Source organism: Ignavibacteriales bacterium, assembly GCA_026390775.1.
Classification (GTDB): Bacteria; Bacteroidota; Ignavibacteria; order Ignavibacteriales; family Melioribacteraceae; genus Fen-1258.
The window spans coordinates 601961-620266 of the sequence record JAPLFF010000007.1; the positions used below are offsets into that span (position 1 = coordinate 601961).

Annotated in this window: 20 protein-coding genes and 1 pseudogene; 6 read left to right on the plus strand and 15 right to left on the minus strand. The window is 34.9% G+C overall.

Annotated elements, in window-relative coordinates:
* Positions 1-124: 124 nt before the first annotated feature.
* From NTZ27_07850 to NTZ27_07875, 6 genes are all read right to left on the minus strand, one after another.
* A complete protein-coding gene (locus NTZ27_07850; GenBank protein ID MCX6174645.1) occupies positions 125-1516 on the minus strand; it encodes a tyrosine phenol-lyase in 1392 nt (463 codons plus the stop codon).
* A 65-nt stretch (positions 1517-1581) separates the two neighbouring features.
* A complete protein-coding gene (queF, locus tag NTZ27_07855; GenBank protein MCX6174646.1) occupies positions 1582-1956 on the minus strand; it encodes a preQ(1) synthase in 375 nt (124 codons plus the stop codon).
* Between the two features lie 35 nt (positions 1957-1991).
* On the minus strand, positions 1992-2921 hold the full coding sequence (locus NTZ27_07860) for a hypothetical protein (GenBank protein ID MCX6174647.1): 930 nt from the start codon (positions 2919-2921) through the stop codon (positions 1992-1994).
* Positions 2922-2942: 21 nt separating this feature from the next.
* Positions 2943-3164 (minus strand): hypothetical protein, encoded by a 222-nt coding sequence (locus tag NTZ27_07865; GenBank protein ID MCX6174648.1) that lies wholly within the window; start codon positions 3162-3164, stop codon positions 2943-2945.
* 67 nt (positions 3165-3231) lie between these two features.
* Positions 3232-3921: a 7-cyano-7-deazaguanine synthase QueC gene (gene queC, locus NTZ27_07870; GenBank protein ID MCX6174649.1), complete on the minus strand. Its 690-nt coding sequence runs from the start codon at positions 3919-3921 to the stop codon at positions 3232-3234.
* Positions 3922-4047: 126 nt separating this feature from the next.
* Positions 4048-5208: an MFS transporter gene (locus tag NTZ27_07875; protein MCX6174650.1), complete on the minus strand. Its 1161-nt coding sequence runs from the start codon at positions 5206-5208 to the stop codon at positions 4048-4050.
* Between the two features lie 172 nt (positions 5209-5380).
* Between NTZ27_07875 and NTZ27_07880 the strand changes: the two genes are divergently transcribed.
* The gene (locus NTZ27_07880; GenBank protein ID MCX6174651.1) at positions 5381-5995 is read left to right on the plus strand and encodes an L-threonylcarbamoyladenylate synthase; all 615 of its coding nucleotides are present in this window, start codon (positions 5381-5383) and stop codon (positions 5993-5995) included.
* Between the two features lie 133 nt (positions 5996-6128).
* On the opposite strand, the gene NTZ27_07885 is transcribed toward NTZ27_07880, so the two are convergent.
* Together NTZ27_07885 and NTZ27_07890 are read right to left on the minus strand one after the other, a co-directional pair.
* The gene (locus tag NTZ27_07885) at positions 6129-6368 is read right to left on the minus strand and encodes a hypothetical protein (protein MCX6174652.1); all 240 of its coding nucleotides are present in this window, start codon (positions 6366-6368) and stop codon (positions 6129-6131) included.
* A gap of 148 nt (positions 6369-6516) precedes the next feature.
* A complete protein-coding gene (locus NTZ27_07890) occupies positions 6517-7290 on the minus strand; it encodes an SDR family NAD(P)-dependent oxidoreductase (protein ID MCX6174653.1) in 774 nt (257 codons plus the stop codon).
* 163 nt (positions 7291-7453) lie between these two features.
* Between NTZ27_07890 and NTZ27_07895 the strand changes: the two genes are divergently transcribed.
* Together NTZ27_07895 and NTZ27_07900 are read left to right on the plus strand one after the other, a co-directional pair.
* Positions 7454-8065 carry an HD domain-containing protein gene (locus tag NTZ27_07895; protein MCX6174654.1) on the plus strand — a complete coding sequence of 204 codons (612 nt, stop codon included), beginning with the start codon at positions 7454-7456 and terminating at the stop codon, positions 8063-8065.
* Between the two features lie 20 nt (positions 8066-8085).
* The gene (locus tag NTZ27_07900; protein MCX6174655.1) at positions 8086-8592 is read left to right on the plus strand and encodes a histidine phosphatase family protein; all 507 of its coding nucleotides are present in this window, start codon (positions 8086-8088) and stop codon (positions 8590-8592) included.
* On the opposite strand, the gene NTZ27_07905 is transcribed toward NTZ27_07900, so the two are convergent.
* Together NTZ27_07905 and NTZ27_07910 are read right to left on the minus strand one after the other, a co-directional pair.
* A complete protein-coding gene (locus NTZ27_07905) occupies positions 8593-9150 on the minus strand; it encodes a hydrolase (protein MCX6174656.1) in 558 nt (185 codons plus the stop codon).
* Positions 9151-9218: 68 nt separating this feature from the next.
* Positions 9219-10055 carry a cysteine peptidase family C39 domain-containing protein gene (locus tag NTZ27_07910; protein MCX6174657.1) on the minus strand — a complete coding sequence of 279 codons (837 nt, stop codon included), beginning with the start codon at positions 10053-10055 and terminating at the stop codon, positions 9219-9221.
* 98 nt (positions 10056-10153) lie between these two features.
* Here NTZ27_07910 and NTZ27_07915 point away from each other — a divergent pair, with 98 nt between their 5' ends.
* Positions 10154-11224, plus strand: a complete 1071-nt coding sequence (locus NTZ27_07915; protein MCX6174658.1) for an ATP-grasp domain-containing protein — start codon at positions 10154-10156, stop codon at positions 11222-11224.
* A 14-nt stretch (positions 11225-11238) separates the two neighbouring features.
* On the opposite strand, the gene NTZ27_07920 is transcribed toward NTZ27_07915, so the two are convergent.
* The 4 genes and pseudogenes from NTZ27_07920 to NTZ27_07935 form a co-directional block, all read right to left on the minus strand.
* Positions 11239-11436 (minus strand): DUF1289 domain-containing protein, encoded by a 198-nt coding sequence (locus NTZ27_07920; protein MCX6174659.1) that lies wholly within the window; start codon positions 11434-11436, stop codon positions 11239-11241.
* 111 nt (positions 11437-11547) lie between these two features.
* Positions 11548-13511: pseudogene (locus tag NTZ27_07925) on the minus strand (S46 family peptidase).
* 287 nt (positions 13512-13798) lie between these two features.
* Positions 13799-14248, minus strand: coding sequence for a MarR family transcriptional regulator (locus tag NTZ27_07930; protein MCX6174660.1), 450 nt, complete (start codon positions 14246-14248; stop codon positions 13799-13801).
* Positions 14248-14829 carry a YceI family protein gene (locus NTZ27_07935; protein ID MCX6174661.1) on the minus strand — a complete coding sequence of 194 codons (582 nt, stop codon included), beginning with the start codon at positions 14827-14829 and terminating at the stop codon, positions 14248-14250. Before NTZ27_07935 ends, NTZ27_07930 begins: the two co-directional genes overlap by 1 nt.
* A 591-nt stretch (positions 14830-15420) precedes the next feature.
* Here NTZ27_07935 and NTZ27_07940 point away from each other — a divergent pair.
* Positions 15421-16767 carry a phosphomannomutase/phosphoglucomutase gene (locus NTZ27_07940; GenBank protein ID MCX6174662.1) on the plus strand — a complete coding sequence of 449 codons (1347 nt, stop codon included), beginning with the start codon at positions 15421-15423 and terminating at the stop codon, positions 16765-16767.
* Between the two features lie 71 nt (positions 16768-16838).
* Positions 16839-17057: a hypothetical protein gene (locus tag NTZ27_07945; GenBank protein MCX6174663.1), complete on the plus strand. Its 219-nt coding sequence runs from the start codon at positions 16839-16841 to the stop codon at positions 17055-17057.
* A 70-nt stretch (positions 17058-17127) separates the two neighbouring features.
* On the opposite strand, the gene NTZ27_07950 is transcribed toward NTZ27_07945, so the two are convergent.
* Entirely contained in the window at positions 17128-18282 is a 1155-nt protein-coding gene (locus tag NTZ27_07950; GenBank protein MCX6174664.1) for an aminotransferase class V-fold PLP-dependent enzyme, read from the minus strand.
* Between the last annotated feature and the right edge of the window lie 24 nt (positions 18283-18306).

Consider the following 18306-nt stretch of genomic DNA (forward strand, 5'->3'; position numbering starts at 1 on the left):
TTGTTTCGGTCATTCTGAGTCCGGCTGATCCGGACGAAGAATGACAAATATTGAGTTTGAGATGCTTCTCCCGACAAGCCTGCCTGCCGGTAGGCATGGTAGGGATCAGCATGACAAATATTAATTACAGCTTCTTAAATCTTGCTTGGAAGAATCTTAAATATTTCGGTTCGTAAACCATCTTCAATCCTTTGATCTTTTTTCTCTCATCAAATACTTGCGCAACAGATTCAACCATAACATCAATATGTGCTTGAGTATAAACTCGTCTAGGGAAAGTTAAGCGCACTAATTCAAGTTTTGGATAACGATGCTTACCCGTTAGAGGATCTCTTCCGGATGAAACAATTCCGCGTTCCATTCCGCGCACACCGGAATCAACATAAATTTCAGAAGTAAGAGTTTGAGCAGGAAATAGATCTTGTTTAAGATGAGGTAAGAATTTTTTTGCATCAAGAAATATTGCATGTCCGCCGAACGGATAAACCAAAGGAACATTATACTTCTCAAGCTGTTTACCGCAATATTCAACTTGTCCTATTCTTGCTTTAATATTATCAAACATTACCATCTCTTCAATCCCGCGAGCCATAGCTTCCATATCGCGTCCGGCAAGTCCGCCGTATGTATGAAGTCCTTCATAAATTACAACCATGTTGCGCGCTTCTTCGTAAAACTTTTTGTTACATGTTGCAAGAAATCCGCCAATGTTCACCATCAAATCTTTTTTCGCACTCACCCACAATCCGTCAAAGTAAGAACACATTTCTTTTAAGATTGCCGCGATCGTTTTATTTGCGTAACCTTTTTCGCGCATCTTAATAAAGTATGCGTTTTCTGTTGCGCGTGTTGCATCGAACCAAAGTTTAACATTGTATTTTTTTGTGAGGTTGTAGATCTCTTTTAAGTTTGCCATAGAGAACGGCTGACCGCCTGCCATATTAACCGGTCCGGCCATACTTACATAAGGAATTTTTTTAGCGCCGACCTTTTTAATTAAGTCTTCAAGTTTTTGCGGATCAATATTCCCTTTGAACGGATGTGTGTTCTGCGGATCGTGTGCTTCATCAATAATAACATCAATAAAAGTTGCACCGGCAAGTTCTTGATGTAAACGAGTTGTAGTGAAATACATGTTACCGGGAACATAATCCCCTTGTTTGATCAATATTTTAGAGATCATATGTTCGGCGGCGCGTCCTTGATGAGTTGGAACGAAGTAAGGCATTCCGTAATATTTTTTTACATTATCCCACAAGTTGTAAAAGTTTCTGCTTCCGGCGTATGCTTCATCGCCAAGCATCATTCCCGCCCATTGATAATCACTCATTGCATTGGTACCGCTATCGGTAAGTAAATCTATGTAAACATCTTCGCTCTTAAGTAAGAAAGTATTATAGCCGGCTTCCTTTACGCATTTTTCTCGATGCTCTTTGTTTGTCATTTTGATCGGCTCAACCATTTTTATTTTGAACGGTTCAGCCCAGCTTCTTTTGATTACTTTTTTTGCAGCCATTGTCTCTCCAAATTTTTATTTATAGTTACGTGTTAAATGTTATCATGTTTTCAAATCATCATTCTTCATACAAACTTTTTCTTAAGTTTTTTTCTTTTCTGTTCTGCAATTATTTCCGATGAAATTCCGCCTCGTGTGTTGAACTTTGCAGTGATCTTCATGTATCTCGGTTTGCAAACTTTTACAAGATCATCAAGAATTCTATTTGTTACAGCTTCGAAAAAGATTCCGTCGTTTCTAAAAGATTGGAGATAAAACTTATAACTCTTTAGTTCAACACAAATCTTATCGGGTATGTATTCTAAAATTATTGTAGCAAAATCCGGCTGCCCGGTTTTAGGACAAAGTGAAGTAAACTCCGGTGCTGTGTGAATTATTGTGTAATCTCTTTCCGGATTTGGATTTGGGAATGTTTCTAAGAGTTTTGTTTTGCTAAGCATGGTGTACCTATTTAACAGTTAATCAATAATATATATTACAGTCCAACATCAAATCGGAGTTTTTTAAGATTTAATTCAGCTGAATATAGCTCGCCTAAATTATCTGTTGTCACGTGTGAATATCTTTCAGTATAATCAGCAAAGGAATGCATTACTTGTTGATACTTTTTTGTGTCGTTAGATATTACGTACATGCGCACATGGCGATAATCAATCAGTGTTGCAAGGCGACCAACACCTGACCATGTACCAGTAGACAGTTCAACTTCAAATGCATATTCAGGAATTAGACTTTCTCGCTTTTCAGTAAACCAAATAACATCAATATTTCGGAGTACATCATAATTTGCAAATTCAAGTCTTGGACAAGTCTTGATGGAAGATATTTCAGACAGAGGTTTATTGTTAAATGATTTTGATTTATCAGGGCAAAATGTTTTATAACCTCTAATGTTTCCAACCTCAATCAATCTTCCCTGTAAAACAGCATGAATGCTTTCCTCCGCTGTACTTTTTGACTTTTGAATTGACTCTGGTTTCAAAAGCAAATTCCAGGAATTAACAAATTCTGTGCAACGAAGTCTATTGTTCCTGCCTTTTAGAACAATATTAAATTCATTATCAATATTAATCTTATACTCACCATTTCTGTCGTGACTTATTTCTGATAGGTAATTGAAAAATAATTGAGCAGGGATAAATATGCACCGTTCCATTGAACCACAGATGAAAACTATAAATGGATTTTCAAGGTTAGCCATTTCTTCCAATGTTATATAATTGATACCAAAAAAATATTTTTGAGTTGTCAGCATAGTGGCAGCTCTTACAAGAATGTTAGCTCCACCAATTTTAAAAACTCTTGCACGTAAAACTCTAATAGGTTCTATATTCGCATGAAGGCTTCTTGCTTGTTCCAGAAATTCTTCAACTAAATTGTCTGTTGGTGAATTATTGTTTTTCATACTTGAGCTTATGATTTATGATTAAATGTGATTGTTTCTTTCGCGAATTGTCTCATCGATCGCAACTTTCACTACATCATCCCAATCAAAAAATCCCCATTCAATTCCTTTTTTAACAGCGTTCATTTCATGAAAATCAAGTTCTCTTCCTATTCTTTCTTTAGCTAATGTCTGAACGTCCCAAACATTTATAGCATATACTAATTCATCAACTTCTAGTTTTTCTGTTATATATTCACTCATTTTAACTCCATGTAAATAATAAAACAAGTTCTTTCTGCATTCTCAATTCGCCATTCTCAATTCTCAATTAAAAATACCTCGGTTTTACTTTATACGGAATCTGATCTTCCACTCCCGCTTGCTGAAAACCGCGGAGACGGAAAGCACAGCTATCGCAAACACCGCAAGCTTCATCTTCATTTTGATAACATGACCAGGTTAAATGTAACGGCGCTTTTAATTCAATTCCTTTCTTCACAATATCGGCTTTTGAAAAATGAATTATCGGCGTAGTAATTTTAATTTTTGTTTCGGGCTTTGTGCCGAGTTCGACCATTTTTTCAAATGCTTCAAAGAAATCCGGACGGCAATCCGGATAACCGCTTGCATCCTCGTAAACAGCACCGATAAAAACTGCTTCTGCTCCAATTACTTCCGCCCAGCTTACACATGCACTTAAAATATTAGCATTGCGGAACGGAACGTACGAACTTGGAACTTCTTTATTTGAAAGATCCGCTTTAGCTACTTCAATTAATTTATCAGTAAGAGACGAGCCACCGATCTTTGTAAAATGTTCGAAATCAATTACCAATCTTTTTTCCGCTTTGTAAAAATCAGCAATTTCATAAAATGCTTTTAGCTCGCGGTTTTCGGTGCGCTGCCCATAATTTATATGAATGAGTGCGAGTTTGTATGTTTGATTCGCAATCGCTGCGGTAACACAACTATCCATTCCTCCGCTAACAGCAACGACAGCTAATTTTTCTTTCATCATAATAAAATCTTATTAAACATTGGTAAAAATAGCAAATTGGAATTTGAGAATGAAAGGTTGATTCAGTACTCTGCGAACTTAGCGCATTCTAGCGTTAAAGCTTTTAACAGCAAAGACCGCAGAGCTTTAGTCTTTCCTTAGAAAAAATAAAACGGCTGCAATAACAAAACTGACAATCGATGAAATAACAAACGGTACTTGCGCTCCAAATTTATCCCACAGAACTCCGGTAAAAAGTGAACCAAACATTATGGCAAAACTTGAAAGTGCAGTTAGTAAACCAATTGCAGAACCACGGAATTGATCCGGTACAAGATCAGAAACCCAAGCTTTCGATACACCTTCGGTTGATGATGCATAAATTCCATAAAACGCAAAGAGAAGCCAAACTATTACATGATCTTCGTTCATCGCAAATCCAAAATAGACAGCGGAAAATATTATCAACCCGATTATAAAAATATTTCTTTTGCCGAACTTATCCGCTAAAATTCCAACCGGATAAGATGCGAATGCGTAAACTAAATTGTAAAATACGTAACCAAGAATGGCTATTATATCCGAGTGAGCTATTTGTTTCGATTTTAGAATTAGAAAAACATCGCTGCTGTTAACAAGTGAAAACGCAGTGAGTGCAAGAAGTAACATTTTATATTCTCGAGGTGCAGCTTTCCAAAACTCGCGGTAAACTTTTTTCTTAGAATTTTTGACACTTCCTTTTGCATCTTTCACCACAAAAGTAAATCCGATAGCAAATAATGACGGAATAATTGCGAAGAGATAAATCCATGAATACTTACCGGGAAAAAAGTAAAGAAGTAAAAGTGCTACCAACGGACCTGCAACTGCGCCCAGCGTATCCATAGCTCTATGAAAACCAAAAACAGCTCCTGAATTTCCATTTGCATAACTTGCCAGAAGTGCATCTCGCGGTGCTGTACGGATTCCCTTTCCTATTCGATCAACAATGCGGGAAAAGATTACTGCTGGTACCGTTGCTAATAGTCCCGGTAATGATTTTACTAATCCCGATAGACTATAACCGATTACAACAAAGATTGAGCGTTTGCCTATTCTATCCGAAAGAGTTCCGAAATATCCTTTTAAAAATCCCGCAGTTACTTCTGCAATTCCTTCAATCAATCCAACTACCGACATTGAAGCACCGAGAACAGCGGTTAAGAAGATCGGAGTAATTGGATAAAGCATCTCACTTGCGAAATCAGTGAAGAAGCTGATCAATCCAAGTATAACAACCGAGCGTGATATGTTTTTGAATTTTGTCATGATAGTAAATTTCTAAAATGAATTTCATTTTTCCTACAAATTTCTATTGACAATTTGCAAATAACTTCTTTCTTTTAGGAAGAAAGATTCATAACACACCTTATAAAGAACTTCTTATCATACGTATGAAATTATTTATTCAGAGAGAAAAATTAAAAAGAAGGAGCCGCTAATGGAATATTATGAATTACATCATGTAACACCACAAATGAGATTTATCAATAAAGCGGTAGAAGTATTGAAGAACGGCGGAGTGATAATTTATCCGACCGATACTGTTTACGGAATTGGTTGTGATATATTCAACAAGGAAGCTCTTGATAGAGTTTATGCAATTAAACAAGATGCCGGAACAAAATTGTTCAGTTTTATTTGTCCTAATTTGAAAAATATTGCCAAGTATGCAAAAGTATCGGATTATGCTTACAGAGTAATGAAAAAGCTTTTACCCGGACCTTATACTTTTGTTTTACCTGCAGCACATGAAGTTCCAAAAAAACTTTGGACTAAAAGAAAAACTGTCGGTATTCGAATTCCAAATAATAATATTGCTTTGACACTTGCTACTGAACTTGGCAATCCAATTGTAAGCACTAGCGTTACAACACGGAAGGGAGAAATTTTATTTGATCCGCTCGAGATTCAAGTGATATTTAATTCACAAATAGATTTGATGTTATCAGCAGGTGCTTTAGAAGGAAAGCCTTCAAGCATAGTTGATTTAAGTGGCGAAGAACCTGAAATAATTAGAGAAGGGGCAGGTGATCTAAGTATGTTCTTTGTTTGATTTTTTTAGATTTGGTTTTCTTTAAGAAATTTTCGGCCGCAATCTTAGTTAATAAATTTTAAAAATATTTCCTTCTTCCTATTTAGGAATTAATTCAATTAGTAAAGAGGTTATCCATCATTCATTTTTTTAATTAACCTATCCAGTTCTCAGAAGTATAAGATAGTCGTCTGTTTTTCTTTACAGGCTTTTCAGAATTAGTTTTTGAAGATTGAGACGATTGATTATTATCAGCCGGTGAAGAAAAATCAGTTACAAAAGCAATTCCATCTTCGATATTCATTAAAGATTCCTCGCGTTGCTTTTGAGTTTTATTGCGTTGATTGACCCACTGTAGCTGAGTTTTGGGATCGGCTATAGGTTGTACGTTCATCTGTACCTCCTATTATTTACCGAGTGAAGAAAAAAAAGAAAAGAATATTAGTGACAATAATTTCAACCATAATATACAAATAAGAACAGAAAATTTCTCAGTAATGGGGACACAATGTGTTTTTCAAAAACATTTTTTAAGATATTATTTATTCTTCTCTATAAAATATAGTTGTTGATGCCTGAGCAGTTGGAAATAAAATCATCTGTGCAACATTAAAGTGTTCTGAACGTGTTGCAGTAAATACAACTGCTTCAGCAACGTTATCGCCTGTTAAAGGTTTCAGTCCTTTATAAGCATTCTTAGCCTTCTCTTCATCGCCATAAAATCTTACTTTACTGAAACCCGTTTCAACTAATCCCGGATCTACAGTACTAACGCGAATGTTTTTATCAATAACGTCCATTCTAAGTGATCGTGTTATTGCATCTACAGCATGTTTAGTTGCACAATAAACGGCTCCTTTAGGATAAGCTTCGCGGCCGGCTATAGAACCAATATTAATAATGTGTCCGCTTTTTCTTTCAATCATTTGAGGAAGAATTGCATTTGTAACATAAAGTAATCCTTTAACATTGGTGTCTATCATTTCCTCCCAGCCATCGGGATTGTCTTCGTAAAATTTATTTAATCCGCGTCCAAGTCCAGCGTTATTAATGAGGATATCAATTTTTTTAAACTCTGCAGGAAGAGAACCAACCGCTTTATTCACCTCATCACGCTTGCTTACATCTAATTTTATTGGATGAACATTTACACTGTACTTTTTAATTATATCATCAGCTATTTCTTTAACAAGATTTAATCTTCTTGCACTTATAATAAGATTAGCTCCTTCATTTGCAAAAGCGTACGTACAAGATTTTCCAATCCCGGAAGTCACGCCGGTAATAAAAACAGTTTTTCCTTTTAACGATTTCATTATTTTCTCAAAAAGTTTTTACAAAGTTAATATAAAAATGAATAGAAATTTAATTCGATAACCTTCTATATCTTTTTAGGAAGAATCAGCCAATAATTTTATTCTACACTTATTTATATTTTCTTAAATTGCTTATAAGAAAATATTCATCGAAAGCGGATTAATGCTAAAATCTTATTTGAACAGTACTCGTACTTATGTTTTGTCAATTCTTACTACAAGAACTCTCGTCGAAAATTTCTATCACGACGTGAATCATACGCAAGAAGTTGTTCAATCAGCCATCGAAATTGGAATTGGCGAAAAACTTTCTGAAGACAAGCTTGAAATGGTCCAGATCGCTGCATGGTTCCATGATGTAGGATATATTGAAAAAACAGATGGACATGAAAAAGTAAGCGTTGAATATGCGCGAAAATTTTTAACTGAATTACAATATCCTTCAAACAAGATTAAAATAATAATTGAAGCTATTCTTGCAACTAAGATCCCTCAAAAACCAAAAAATAAATTTGAAAAAATATTATGCGATGCAGATCTTTTTCATTTCGGCAAAGAAATATTCTTTAACCGGAATGATAAATATAGAGTTGAGTTTGAAAATCATCTGGGGCATAAACTTAGTGAACAGGATTGGTTAGTAAAGACAATTGATTTTGTAAAAAATCAAAATTTCCACACGGATTATGCAAAAAGAAATTTCACTGATCAAAAAAAAGAAAACCTTCGTCTGCTTAATGAACAACTTCAACAAATCACCAATAATATTGATTAACTTTTCATTCAATCCTAAATATGCCAATTACAAAAACACTTTATCTTATCCGCCATGCTAAATCAAGCTGGGATGATTCAAGTCTATCGGACTTTCAGAGATCATTGAACGATCGCGGATTAAAAGACTCTCCCTTGATGGCTAAATTGATTAAGGGGAAAAATATTATTCCGGATTTAATCATTTCCAGTCCTGCTGTCCGTGCTATATCTACAGCAGAAATCTTTGCCAATGAATTTCATTACAATAAAAATAAAATTATAAATGATGAAAGAATCTATGAAGCTGCTATGCGCGATTTAATAACAACTATCCGGAAAATAAATGACGAGTATAATATAGTAATGCTCTTCGGACATAATCCCGGGTTATCAAACACTGCAAACCTTCTTGGTAATAAGTTTCTACCGGAGTTGCCGACTTGTGCAGTAGTTGGAATAGAATTAAAAGTAAATTCATGGAGTGAAGTTGAGAGGAACTGCGGTGAGATTATTTTGTTAGAATACCCTAAAAAATCTTTGAAGTGATCACTTAACTAATTTTGATATCGCTTTAAACTCATCCGTACCGCAAATATTTAACATTTCAAATAAAATAGATTCCGTTAATGAGATCTCGGCTCCGCTCGATCTCATTCTTTCAAGAGCGATTTCATAATCAAACTTACGGCGGGAAGAAACCGCATCGGCTGCTACATAAACTTGGAACTCGTTTGCAATTAAATCCAGAGCTGTTTGCATGACGCAAACATGAGATTCAATTCCGCAAACAACAACTTGCTGAACACTTTTACTTTTCAACTCTTCAAACAAATTACCTGCACCAAAACAACTGAACGACATTTTATGTATTGCGTTTCTCTCTTCCAGCGCTGATTTAATTCGCGGTTCGGTTGGACCTAATCCTTTCGGATACTGCTCGGTAAAGTAAATGGGCGAATTTAAAATCTTGAATCCGTTAATAAGTTTAATAGCATTCTCAACAACACGTTCGCTTTCATAAATAACCGGAAGAAGTTTTTCTTGAATGTCAATCACAAGTAAAGCTGATCTTTCTCTTTGTAATATTTTGGAATGACGGTTCATGTTGTTAACGGTTAGTTATAAATGAAAGTTTTAATTCGCAATTCTCAACATGCCTGCAAGGTTCTCAATTAATATATTGGATTCATTCCATACTTACCGCAAGAATACATCATCAATAACGATGCAATATCAATCGTCGCACGTTTCTCTTCATCTTCGGGAATGATAAAATCATAAACATCGGCAATAAACTTCATGTTGGATAATATTTTTTTGAGTTCGGAATATGTCGGTTCACCGTGCCAGTTAGCAACACGTTTAATTAAATTCTGTTCGTTGCGGCGGAGAAACTCTGAAAACGTAATGATATTTTGACTTAGCTTAGTACGCGGTCTGCAAATATTTATTAAGTCGTTTGTGTATTGATCCCATTTGTTTGCTATATCTTCATTCTTATCATACATAAGAAGCTTGGCTTTTTCCGGTGTGAATTGCGCATGTGTTATTGTTTTAATTTTCGGAATCAAAGCGTAGCCGTCATAACTAATTATTCCGGTATCTTCCTCTACATACTTCCATCTTCTTAATAGACGTGAAGTTGTTTGTACGGAAACAACTTTATCCAGTTCGCTGTCTATAACAACGAACTTTCCTTTTTGATAACTTACAACCGTACACCAATGTTCCCAATTTTTTACACTTAGAATACACGGATAACCTTTCTTTAAGTGTTGGATCAACATACGGCGTGCATCATCGGGATTGCTGGATTGAAAATGTTTCATTCTGCAGTTGAATCTTCTAGCAGCACGTGCAAGACCAAACTCATCAGTACCTGCCCACCATGTACTGCCGGCAATAACTCCAATCTGATCTTCATCTTTGAAAACACCTAACATAACAAGAGCATATTTCAACGCAAATGGTCCGCATTGATATTTGTTAGGCTGCGGATAAAAACTCATTTTACTAAATCCTTCCTTATCATATGTGGCGCAAAAATAACAAAACTTTTGATATGCAAAACATTTTTGTTTAGTTTGCAAAAAAAAAATAGGGCTGAATGAAAGTAGCTGTAGTATTCAATGAGGTTAACCCCGAGATTTATCAATCTAAGAAGGTTCGTACAAAGGATTTGGATTTCAAACCCGTATTCGGAATGGATGAGAATAACCCCATTTCCGAGTATGAGTATATGGCTAAATCCCTTACAAAAGCCGGTTATGAAGCTTATACGCTTAATATTATGGATAATCTCCAGCTTTTTATTAAAGATTATGAAAAAAATAAACCGGATGTCGTTTTTAATCTGGTAGAACTTTTCAAAGATCAGCCAAGATTAGAAATGAGTTTTACTGGAATTTTAGAATTACTGGGTATCGCATATACAGGTGCACCTCCTATGTCACTTGGAACTTGCCAAAATAAAACTCTCACCAAAAGAATATTAAGTTCACTCAGTATCCGTACTCCGCGATATAAAATTATTAAAAACATGGAGCGTTCATTCCGCTTAGGTTTGCGTTATCCTCTTATTGTTAAACCGGCATTGGAAGATGCAAGTGTTGGAATTGATAACGATTCAATTGTAAATAATGTAGATACACTAAAGAAGCGGGTTGAATATGTTTTCAATTCTTTCAATCAAGCTGCTCTCGTAGAAGAATTTATACTCGGCAGAGAATTAAACGTTGCAGTTTTTGGTGATAAAGATCCTAAAGTTCTTCCGATTAGTGAAATTGATTTCTCAAATATGCCGGATAATTTATATCCGATAGTAAGTTTCCAGGCTAAGTGGGATCCTCAGCATGAGGCATACCATAAAACAATTCCGATCTGCCCGGCACAATTACCTGATAAAACCCGCGCCGAAGCTGAAAGTATGGCGCTGCAATGTTTTCGTACTGTAGGATGCCGTGATTATGCACGTGTTGATATGCGTCTTTCAAAGGAAGATAACAAACTTTATGTGCTGGAAGTAAATCCAAATCCCGATCTGCAGGAAGGTGCAGGATTTATGCGTTCGGCAAAACATGCCGGATATTCTTATAAGAAAACTTTGAAGATGATTGTTGATTTTGCTTACGAGAGGAAGTTGTCTGCTGCCAGTAATCAGCGTTCTGCAAAAAGTTAGTTGCGTAACAAAATTTAATTTTTATTTTCTTTCGTTAAAGATACTTTTCTTCTTTCAACCTTCTGCAATACTTGCTTTTTTTCTTCATCGGAATAAACAGACCAATGAACAATTTCTTCTATCGTCCTAAAACATCCATCGCAATAATTATTAGTAGCATTCATAATACAATGATTATTGCACGGTGAAGTGACGGTTACATCGGATTGCATTAATTCCCTTTCTTTTTCTCTCCCAAATAACAAGTGAAAACTAATAAAAAAGTTTCATAATAAAGAAACCCAATTTCTTAAAGAAATTGGGTTTCTAAAATTTAACTTTTATTATTTCATTTTTCCTTCTTTTAATTCATCTGCAAGACGGTCAAATTTATAAACTTTCTTAATTGCTTCGTACATTCCTTTTGAATCCACAGCCACAGTCCTATTGAACGTCGGTAAATAAATAAAATTGCCTTGCAAGCTTTCAATATTGCCGTCAAATGCAAGACCGATAACTTCTGCGTTTTTGTTGATCACAGCACTTCCGGAGTTACCACCAACGATATCGTTTGTTGCAACAAAATCTACCGGCGTTGATAGATCAAGATCTTTAGGAATATTTTTCCATCTATCCGGTAAGTTGAAAGGATATTTCCCTTCAAAGCCGTAAAATCTATCATACATTCCGAAGAAGGTAGCTTTAATTGGCGCTGTTGTTCCATTGTATTCATAACCTTTCATAAGACCATCGCTCAATCTTAAAGTTCTGTTAGCATCGGGAGTAATGGATGTTCCGTATGTCTTATAAAGAATTTGTCCGAGCAATCCGAATGCAATATTTTCAGTATCCATAATTTCTTTTTGTTGAGTTCTCAACGGTTCAAGCTGATCATAATTCTTAGCGTAGAATTGTATGAAGGGATCTTCGAGTGCTAAGATTTCTTCAGGAGTTTTTTTGAAAAGTTCTTGTACTGCAGCTTTATCTTTGAAAAGTGATTTTGCGATCAAACTTTTTGCAACATCTTTTCCTGCTTTGTTACCAAAGTTTTTTACCACAGCAACATCGTTCTTGCCAAGATTCATTGTTATATAATCAATATTGATTTCGAGTTTTGCTTCTTCGAGTAAGTTGTCAAAATTATCCGGATATAGGTTATCTCTAAATCCCTGTTGTTGATTTCCGCCACCTCTCTGTCCGCCGCCAAATCCACCTGCTCTTTGTCTTTGAGCTTCTAATTCTTTCTTCTTTTCTTCAGGAAGCATTTGATATTTTGCATATGAAACGAGAGCATTTCCTATTTGTAAGTAACGCGAAAAATATTGAGGATTAACGGAATAACCTGCCAGCTTTGGTTCAATTTTTCTAAGTTCGTTTCGTGTAGTTTCAATTGTCTTCCAAACATGTCCGTATTGTTTATTTAGTTCCGGATCATTAAAAACAACTTTTTGAAGTTTCTTTTCAAAATCTTTTTTACGTATTCATCTGCATTTTTCGGATTAACAGATTTTAGCTGTTCCAGACGATTGTAAACATTATCCGATAAGTAAGCACTGTTTCTATATTGAATGTCGCGCAAATATTCCAATTGAGCTACGGTTCTCAATCTATTTGTGGAGCCCGGATTTCCAACTGTAAAAACTAATTCTCCGTTAGCAGCACCGTTTTGGCTCCACTTAAAATAATGTTCGGATTTAATTGGTTTGCCGTCATCACCGTAGATTCTTAAGAAAGTGCAATCAAGGTCATATCGAGGATAAGTAAAATTATCAGGATCGCCGCCGTAAGAAGCAATTTGTTCTTCAGGTTGGAATACTAAACGAATATCAGTATAAGTTTTGAATCCTTGTACAAAGAATAAACTTCCGTTGTAGTAAGAAATTACATCACATTTTAATTTAGTTTCTTTTTCATATTGATCTTTTAATTCTTTCATCTTTTCATCGCGAAGAGCAATTTTTTCTTTCTCATCTTTTCCATTTTGCTGTGCAGATAAAACTTCTTTTGTAACATCTTTGAGCATTACTAATTGTTCGGCAGTATAGTTTGGTACTTTTCTTTCATCCGCTAATGTCGGTGCAAAAAAAGCGGTAGCAGCAAGGTCTTCGCCTTCTTTTTGGATCTGTCTTCTTGTACCTCGTGAACAATGGTTGTTAGTCATAATCAAACCGTCTTCAGAAACAAATGATGAGGTACATCCGGGAATGCGAAGTGCTGATAAGCGAACATCATCAAACCATTCTTGAGTTGCTTTAAAGCCGTAAGTTTTTTCTAAATAATCAAATGGAGGAAACTCGAACGTCCACATTTTTCCGGTATCAAGTTTTTGTGATCTAACTGTATCTTGATTAATTACTTGTGCGCTTAATTGAAACGCAAAGACAAAAACAAATAGTAAAGAAACAATTGATAATTTTTGAAGAGATAATAATTTTTTCATAGCAACACCTGAGTTATTTTTATAAAGATGAACACATCCAAAAATAAAAGGAAGTGCTTTCTAAACCAATTAACTTGAATGATGTAAGAGTTAAAAAATGTTAAATAAAAAAGCCCTCATTTAGAGGGCTAATATTAAAAAATAAAAATCATTACTCAATCGCGGAGTTTATCCAACAAGTTATTTAACTTTTTAGCTTCGCTTTCAGATAAGTTTTTAAGGAATGAATCATGTTTATCATTTAGCTTATCAATTTCTTTTAAAAGATGTAGTCCTTTTTCGGTAATTATAATATCAACACATCTACGGTCTTTTGAAGAGAGATCGCGTTTAACAAATCCTTTTATGCGCAACCGTTCAACAAGTCGTGATGCATCAGACATTTTATCAAGCATTCTTTCTTTTAACAAGTTTACTGTTGCGGGATTGGGATATTGCCCGCGGAGAATTCGAAGAATGTTATACTGATTGCTTGTAATATCATGCTTAGAAAATAGATTTGAATACAAATTAACAAGCCAGCCGTTAGTGTAAAGTACATTAACGGCAAGCTTATGATATTCATTTCTAAATTTGGGCTGTTTTATTTCTTGTTCAAGTTTCATTATGATTTCTGTAATTCAAGATCAATTGTGATATAAACTGTTTTGCTTACAACTGCACCGCCTGCTTCCATTAAAGCGTTCCACTTAAGATTGTAATCAAGTCTGTTAACTTCACCTTTAATTTTGAAACCCGCTTTTGTTTGTCCCCATGCTTGAATTGTTCCGTTATAAATAACATCAAGAGTAATTTCTTTTGTTACGTCGCGGATTGTAAGATCGCCAACGAGCTTATAATTTTTCTCGTCGATTTTCTTCATTGATTTTCCTTTAAAAGTCATTTTAGGAAACTTTTCTGCGTTGAAGAAATCATCCGATTTTAAGTGAGCATCTCTTTTCTCGTTATCGGTATTGATACTTGCTATATCAGCGGAGAAATCAATTTTAGCATCTGAAAAATCATCCTTTGATGCCTGAACATTTACATCAAATGTCTTAAACTCTCCGGTAACCTCAGAGATAATTAAGTGTGTGACTGTAAATTGAGCTTTTGAATGTGCTTTATCTGTATTCCATTTAGTTTGAGCATTTAATGATAAAACAGCGAATAAGACAAGAATTACTGTATTACGAAGATGTTGCATTTTAACCTCTTTATTTTGTTTATGAAATTATCACGAATTAGTAATAATGTTGTAACATATATTGGTATAACCCATATCATTGTTATAAAGTTCCCACATAATAATAATTCAATAAGAAAAAGTTGTTACCGGCTTTTTACATCAGAATTTCCGGAAAGCAGAAAAACTGTAATCGTCTTTCGTCTTCTTCAGTGCCATTACAATGCTGGCATTTTTTAACATAAAAGACGATTGACTCTTCCCCATCATCAAGATCAAGAAAGTTTACTATTGATTGACAATGACTGCATTGAACGATAATGATACGTGTGTAATTTTTCCTCACAGTTAGGACAAAGAAAATCCGTATCTATGAAATTTTCTTATTGAAAAACGGGGAAAATGGAATTGCATTTAGTATTTGTGCAGTGTGAAATTTTAACGGTTTCGTAGAATAGATTTTGATGGCTACCTCCTTTTAGAAAAGCATTCAAAAAATAACTCTGATGATGATACTTGGCTATGCAAAAATTTATCCGCTACTGCCGTTAGTTTATTTAGTTTTACTTATTTTTCGTTTAATGAATAGTTCAGAATCATTTCGGAGAATTAATGAACAAAATTTCATCATTCAAAGCATACGATATCAGAGGTAAAGTACCTGATGATTTGAATACTGACCTTGCTTATAAAATAGGCAGAACATTTGCAAAATATTTAGGTGCAAAATCAGTTGTAATTGGCCGCGATGTAAGAAAATCATCGCCGGAATTATCGGAAGCATTATCACAAGGATTAAACGATGCCGGGTGTGATGTTATCGATCTTGGTTTGTGCGGAACAGAAATGATCTACTTCGGAACTCCATTCCTAAATGCCGATGGCGGGATTATGATAACAGCAAGCCACAATCCGCCTGAATACAACGGATTAAAATTTGTAAAAAAAGGCTCGGTACCGATGGGTTACGATTCCGGTCTGAATGAAATTGAAAAGATGATATTGAATAATGACCTTGGTGAAATCTCAGATCAGAAAGGAAAAGTTTTTCAAAAAGATATTATGAAAGACTTTATTACTAAAGTCACAAAATTTTTTGATGCAAGAAAAATCCAACCATATAAAGTTGTTGTTAATGCCGGTAATGGTTGCGTAGGTCCCGCTTTGGATGCTCTAGAAAAATATTTACCTGTTAAAATGATAAAGATTTTCCCGGAACCCGATTCAACCTTTCCTAACGGTGTTCCCAATCCTCTTTTACCTGAAAACAGACAGCCAACTATTGATGCAATCAAAAAAAATGGAGCTGATCTTGGCGTTGCTTGGGACGGCGATTATGATCGGTGTTTTTTCTTTGATGAAAAAGGCAATTTTATCGAGGGATATTATATTGTGGGTTTACTTGCAAAATCTATTTTGAAAACAAATCCCGGTGAAAAAATTGTACACGACCCTCGGCTGATTTGGAATACGATCGAAATAGTAAAAAAAGCCGGAGGTCAAGCTGTTGTTTCTCAAAGTGGTCATGCTTTTATCAAACAAAAAATGAGAGAAGTAAATGCAATTTATGGCGGGGAAATGTCAGCACATCATTATTTCCGAGATAACTTTTATTCCGATAGCGGGTTGATACCATTCGTCCTTATTCTTCAGTTAATGTCCGATGAAAAAGCTAAACTTTCGGAGCTTGTTGACTCTATGATACGTTTATATCCTTGTTCGGGTGAAATTAATTCAACAATAAGTAATCCAACGGAAAAAATTAGAGAGATCAAAAAAAGATATACTGGCGGAATAAATGACGAATTGGACGGTCTTAGTGTTGAATATCACGATTGGCGTTTTAATATTAGGATGAGTAATACGGAACCTTTGCTACGATTAAATGTAGAATCTAAGAGCGATGAAAAATTGATGCATGAAAAAACAAATGAGCTATTGAAATTTATTAGAGGATAGTTATATTGCTATTAGCTTTTGAAACTTTTTGTATCAAACGATAAAATATTGATGTTAAGAAGGAAATAGAAATGGCAGCGGGTCAAGAAAGAGCAATAGATGTTGATAAGATTTTAAAAAATAAATTAAAGTCTGTTAGCGTTGGCTCGATAGAAAATGCTGTTGCAAAAGTTATAAGTGATATGGTCGGTGAAGATTATAAATGTACTATCAGTGAAGTAAAGTATACATTATTTAGCGGCGCAGACTTTCATATAAAAATTGAATTAAGTTACAATCCTGAAGAATAAATTTTTGGGGAGTTGCGGCTGAGACTTAGGTCTCCCCCCAACCTAGGTTTTGGCTCTTCTCCCCTCTTTTTTATCCCACAATACTTTTTAACTCATTAACTACTCTATCAATCTCATCTTTTGTATTATAAAAATGTGGTGAAAAGCGAATCATTCCTTCTCTAACTGCACCATAAATTTTTCTTTTTTCTAATTCAGAAAATATTTCTTTTGATTTTTCATGTTTGAACGTTACAATTCCGGCAAGGTGTTCGTTAGAAACATTTTTTAGTAATGGTTTGATACCGATCTCGGAAAGTTTGTTAATAAAATAATTCGTGTTTTCTAAAATTCTCAATTCGCAACCTTGCCTGCCGGCAGGCAGGTTCTCAATTCTCAATTGCTTAAAGATGTTAAGTGCGGCATCAAATATTGCTATACCGAACGCATTTAAAGTTCCGGTTTGAAATTTCTCCGCGTTAGATCTCAAAGTCAGATCATAATTCAAAAAATTCCAAGAATCTTCAACTGATGTCCACCCAACATTTTTTTGATCAATTTTATTTTGCAATTCTTCTGTTATATAAAAATATGAAAGACCTTGACTGCTCATTAACCATTTCTGTGTTCCTCCGGTAAGAAAACCTATTGGAGATTTTTTTAGATCGACATGAACAGCGCCAACAGCCTGAATCGCATCAACACAAAATATTATTCCTTTCTGTTTGCACAGTTCACCGATTGCATCAATATCGGCTTTGTAACCCGAAAGAAACTGCACCATACTTATTGAAATAAGTTTTGTCCTAGGAGTAATTAATTTTTCAAGATCTTCTATATCTACAATTCCATTTCGCGATTTAGCAAAATCAATTTCAACTCCGTGCTTTTTTAGATTTAGAAATGGATAAACATTCGAAGGAAATTCAATATCGTTCAAAATAATTCTATCGCCGGACTTCCAATCTAAACCTTGAGCTATTATGCTCATGCTGTTTGCAACATTATCAACCCATGATAATCTGGTAGTGCTGGTTCCTAATAGTTTTGCTAATTTTTCTTTTGCACTAAAATTCCATTTTACAAAAGATTCAAAGTTCATCACGTTAAGTCCGCTTCTTTCATCCATATATTCTTTAATACGATCGAGGACAAGAGTGGACCATGGACCGAGCGCCGCATGATTGAAATAAATTTGATCGGTTTGCAAATGCGGGAATAGTTTTCTTACTTCTTCAATTTCCAAAATAATCTCCGAATAATTTCTTCG

Bases quoted from the DNA above. Each gene is read 5' to 3' on its own strand.
- NTZ27_07850 (MCX6174645.1), bottom strand. From the start codon at position 1,516: ATGGCTGCAAAAAAAGTAATCAAAAGAAGCTGGGCTGAACCGTTCAAA.
- queF (MCX6174646.1), bottom strand. From the start codon at position 1,956: ATGCTTAGCAAAACAAAACTCTTAGAAACATTCCCAAATCCAAATCCG.
- NTZ27_07860 (MCX6174647.1), bottom strand. From the start codon at position 2,921: ATGAAAAACAATAATTCACCAACAGACAATTTAGTTGAAGAATTTCTG.
- NTZ27_07865 (MCX6174648.1), bottom strand. From the start codon at position 3,164: ATGAGTGAATATATAACAGAAAAACTAGAAGTTGATGAATTAGTATAT.
- queC (MCX6174649.1), bottom strand. From the start codon at position 3,921: ATGATGAAAGAAAAATTAGCTGTCGTTGCTGTTAGCGGAGGAATGGAT.
- NTZ27_07875 (MCX6174650.1), bottom strand. From the start codon at position 5,208: ATGACAAAATTCAAAAACATATCACGCTCGGTTGTTATACTTGGATTG.
- NTZ27_07880 (MCX6174651.1), top strand. From the start codon at position 5,381: ATGGAATATTATGAATTACATCATGTAACACCACAAATGAGATTTATC.
- NTZ27_07885 (MCX6174652.1), bottom strand. From the start codon at position 6,368: ATGAACGTACAACCTATAGCCGATCCCAAAACTCAGCTACAGTGGGTC.
- NTZ27_07890 (MCX6174653.1), bottom strand. From the start codon at position 7,290: ATGAAATCGTTAAAAGGAAAAACTGTTTTTATTACCGGCGTGACTTCC.
- NTZ27_07895 (MCX6174654.1), top strand. From the start codon at position 7,454: ATGCTAAAATCTTATTTGAACAGTACTCGTACTTATGTTTTGTCAATT.
- NTZ27_07900 (MCX6174655.1), top strand. From the start codon at position 8,086: ATGCCAATTACAAAAACACTTTATCTTATCCGCCATGCTAAATCAAGC.
- NTZ27_07905 (MCX6174656.1), bottom strand. From the start codon at position 9,150: ATGAACCGTCATTCCAAAATATTACAAAGAGAAAGATCAGCTTTACTT.
- NTZ27_07910 (MCX6174657.1), bottom strand. From the start codon at position 10,055: ATGAGTTTTTATCCGCAGCCTAACAAATATCAATGCGGACCATTTGCG.
- NTZ27_07915 (MCX6174658.1), top strand. From the start codon at position 10,154: ATGAAAGTAGCTGTAGTATTCAATGAGGTTAACCCCGAGATTTATCAA.
- NTZ27_07920 (MCX6174659.1), bottom strand. From the start codon at position 11,436: ATGCAATCCGATGTAACCGTCACTTCACCGTGCAATAATCATTGTATT.
- NTZ27_07930 (MCX6174660.1), bottom strand. From the start codon at position 14,248: ATGAAACTTGAACAAGAAATAAAACAGCCCAAATTTAGAAATGAATAT.
- NTZ27_07935 (MCX6174661.1), bottom strand. From the start codon at position 14,829: ATGCAACATCTTCGTAATACAGTAATTCTTGTCTTATTCGCTGTTTTA.
- NTZ27_07940 (MCX6174662.1), top strand. From the start codon at position 15,421: ATGAACAAAATTTCATCATTCAAAGCATACGATATCAGAGGTAAAGTA.
- NTZ27_07945 (MCX6174663.1), top strand. From the start codon at position 16,839: ATGGCAGCGGGTCAAGAAAGAGCAATAGATGTTGATAAGATTTTAAAA.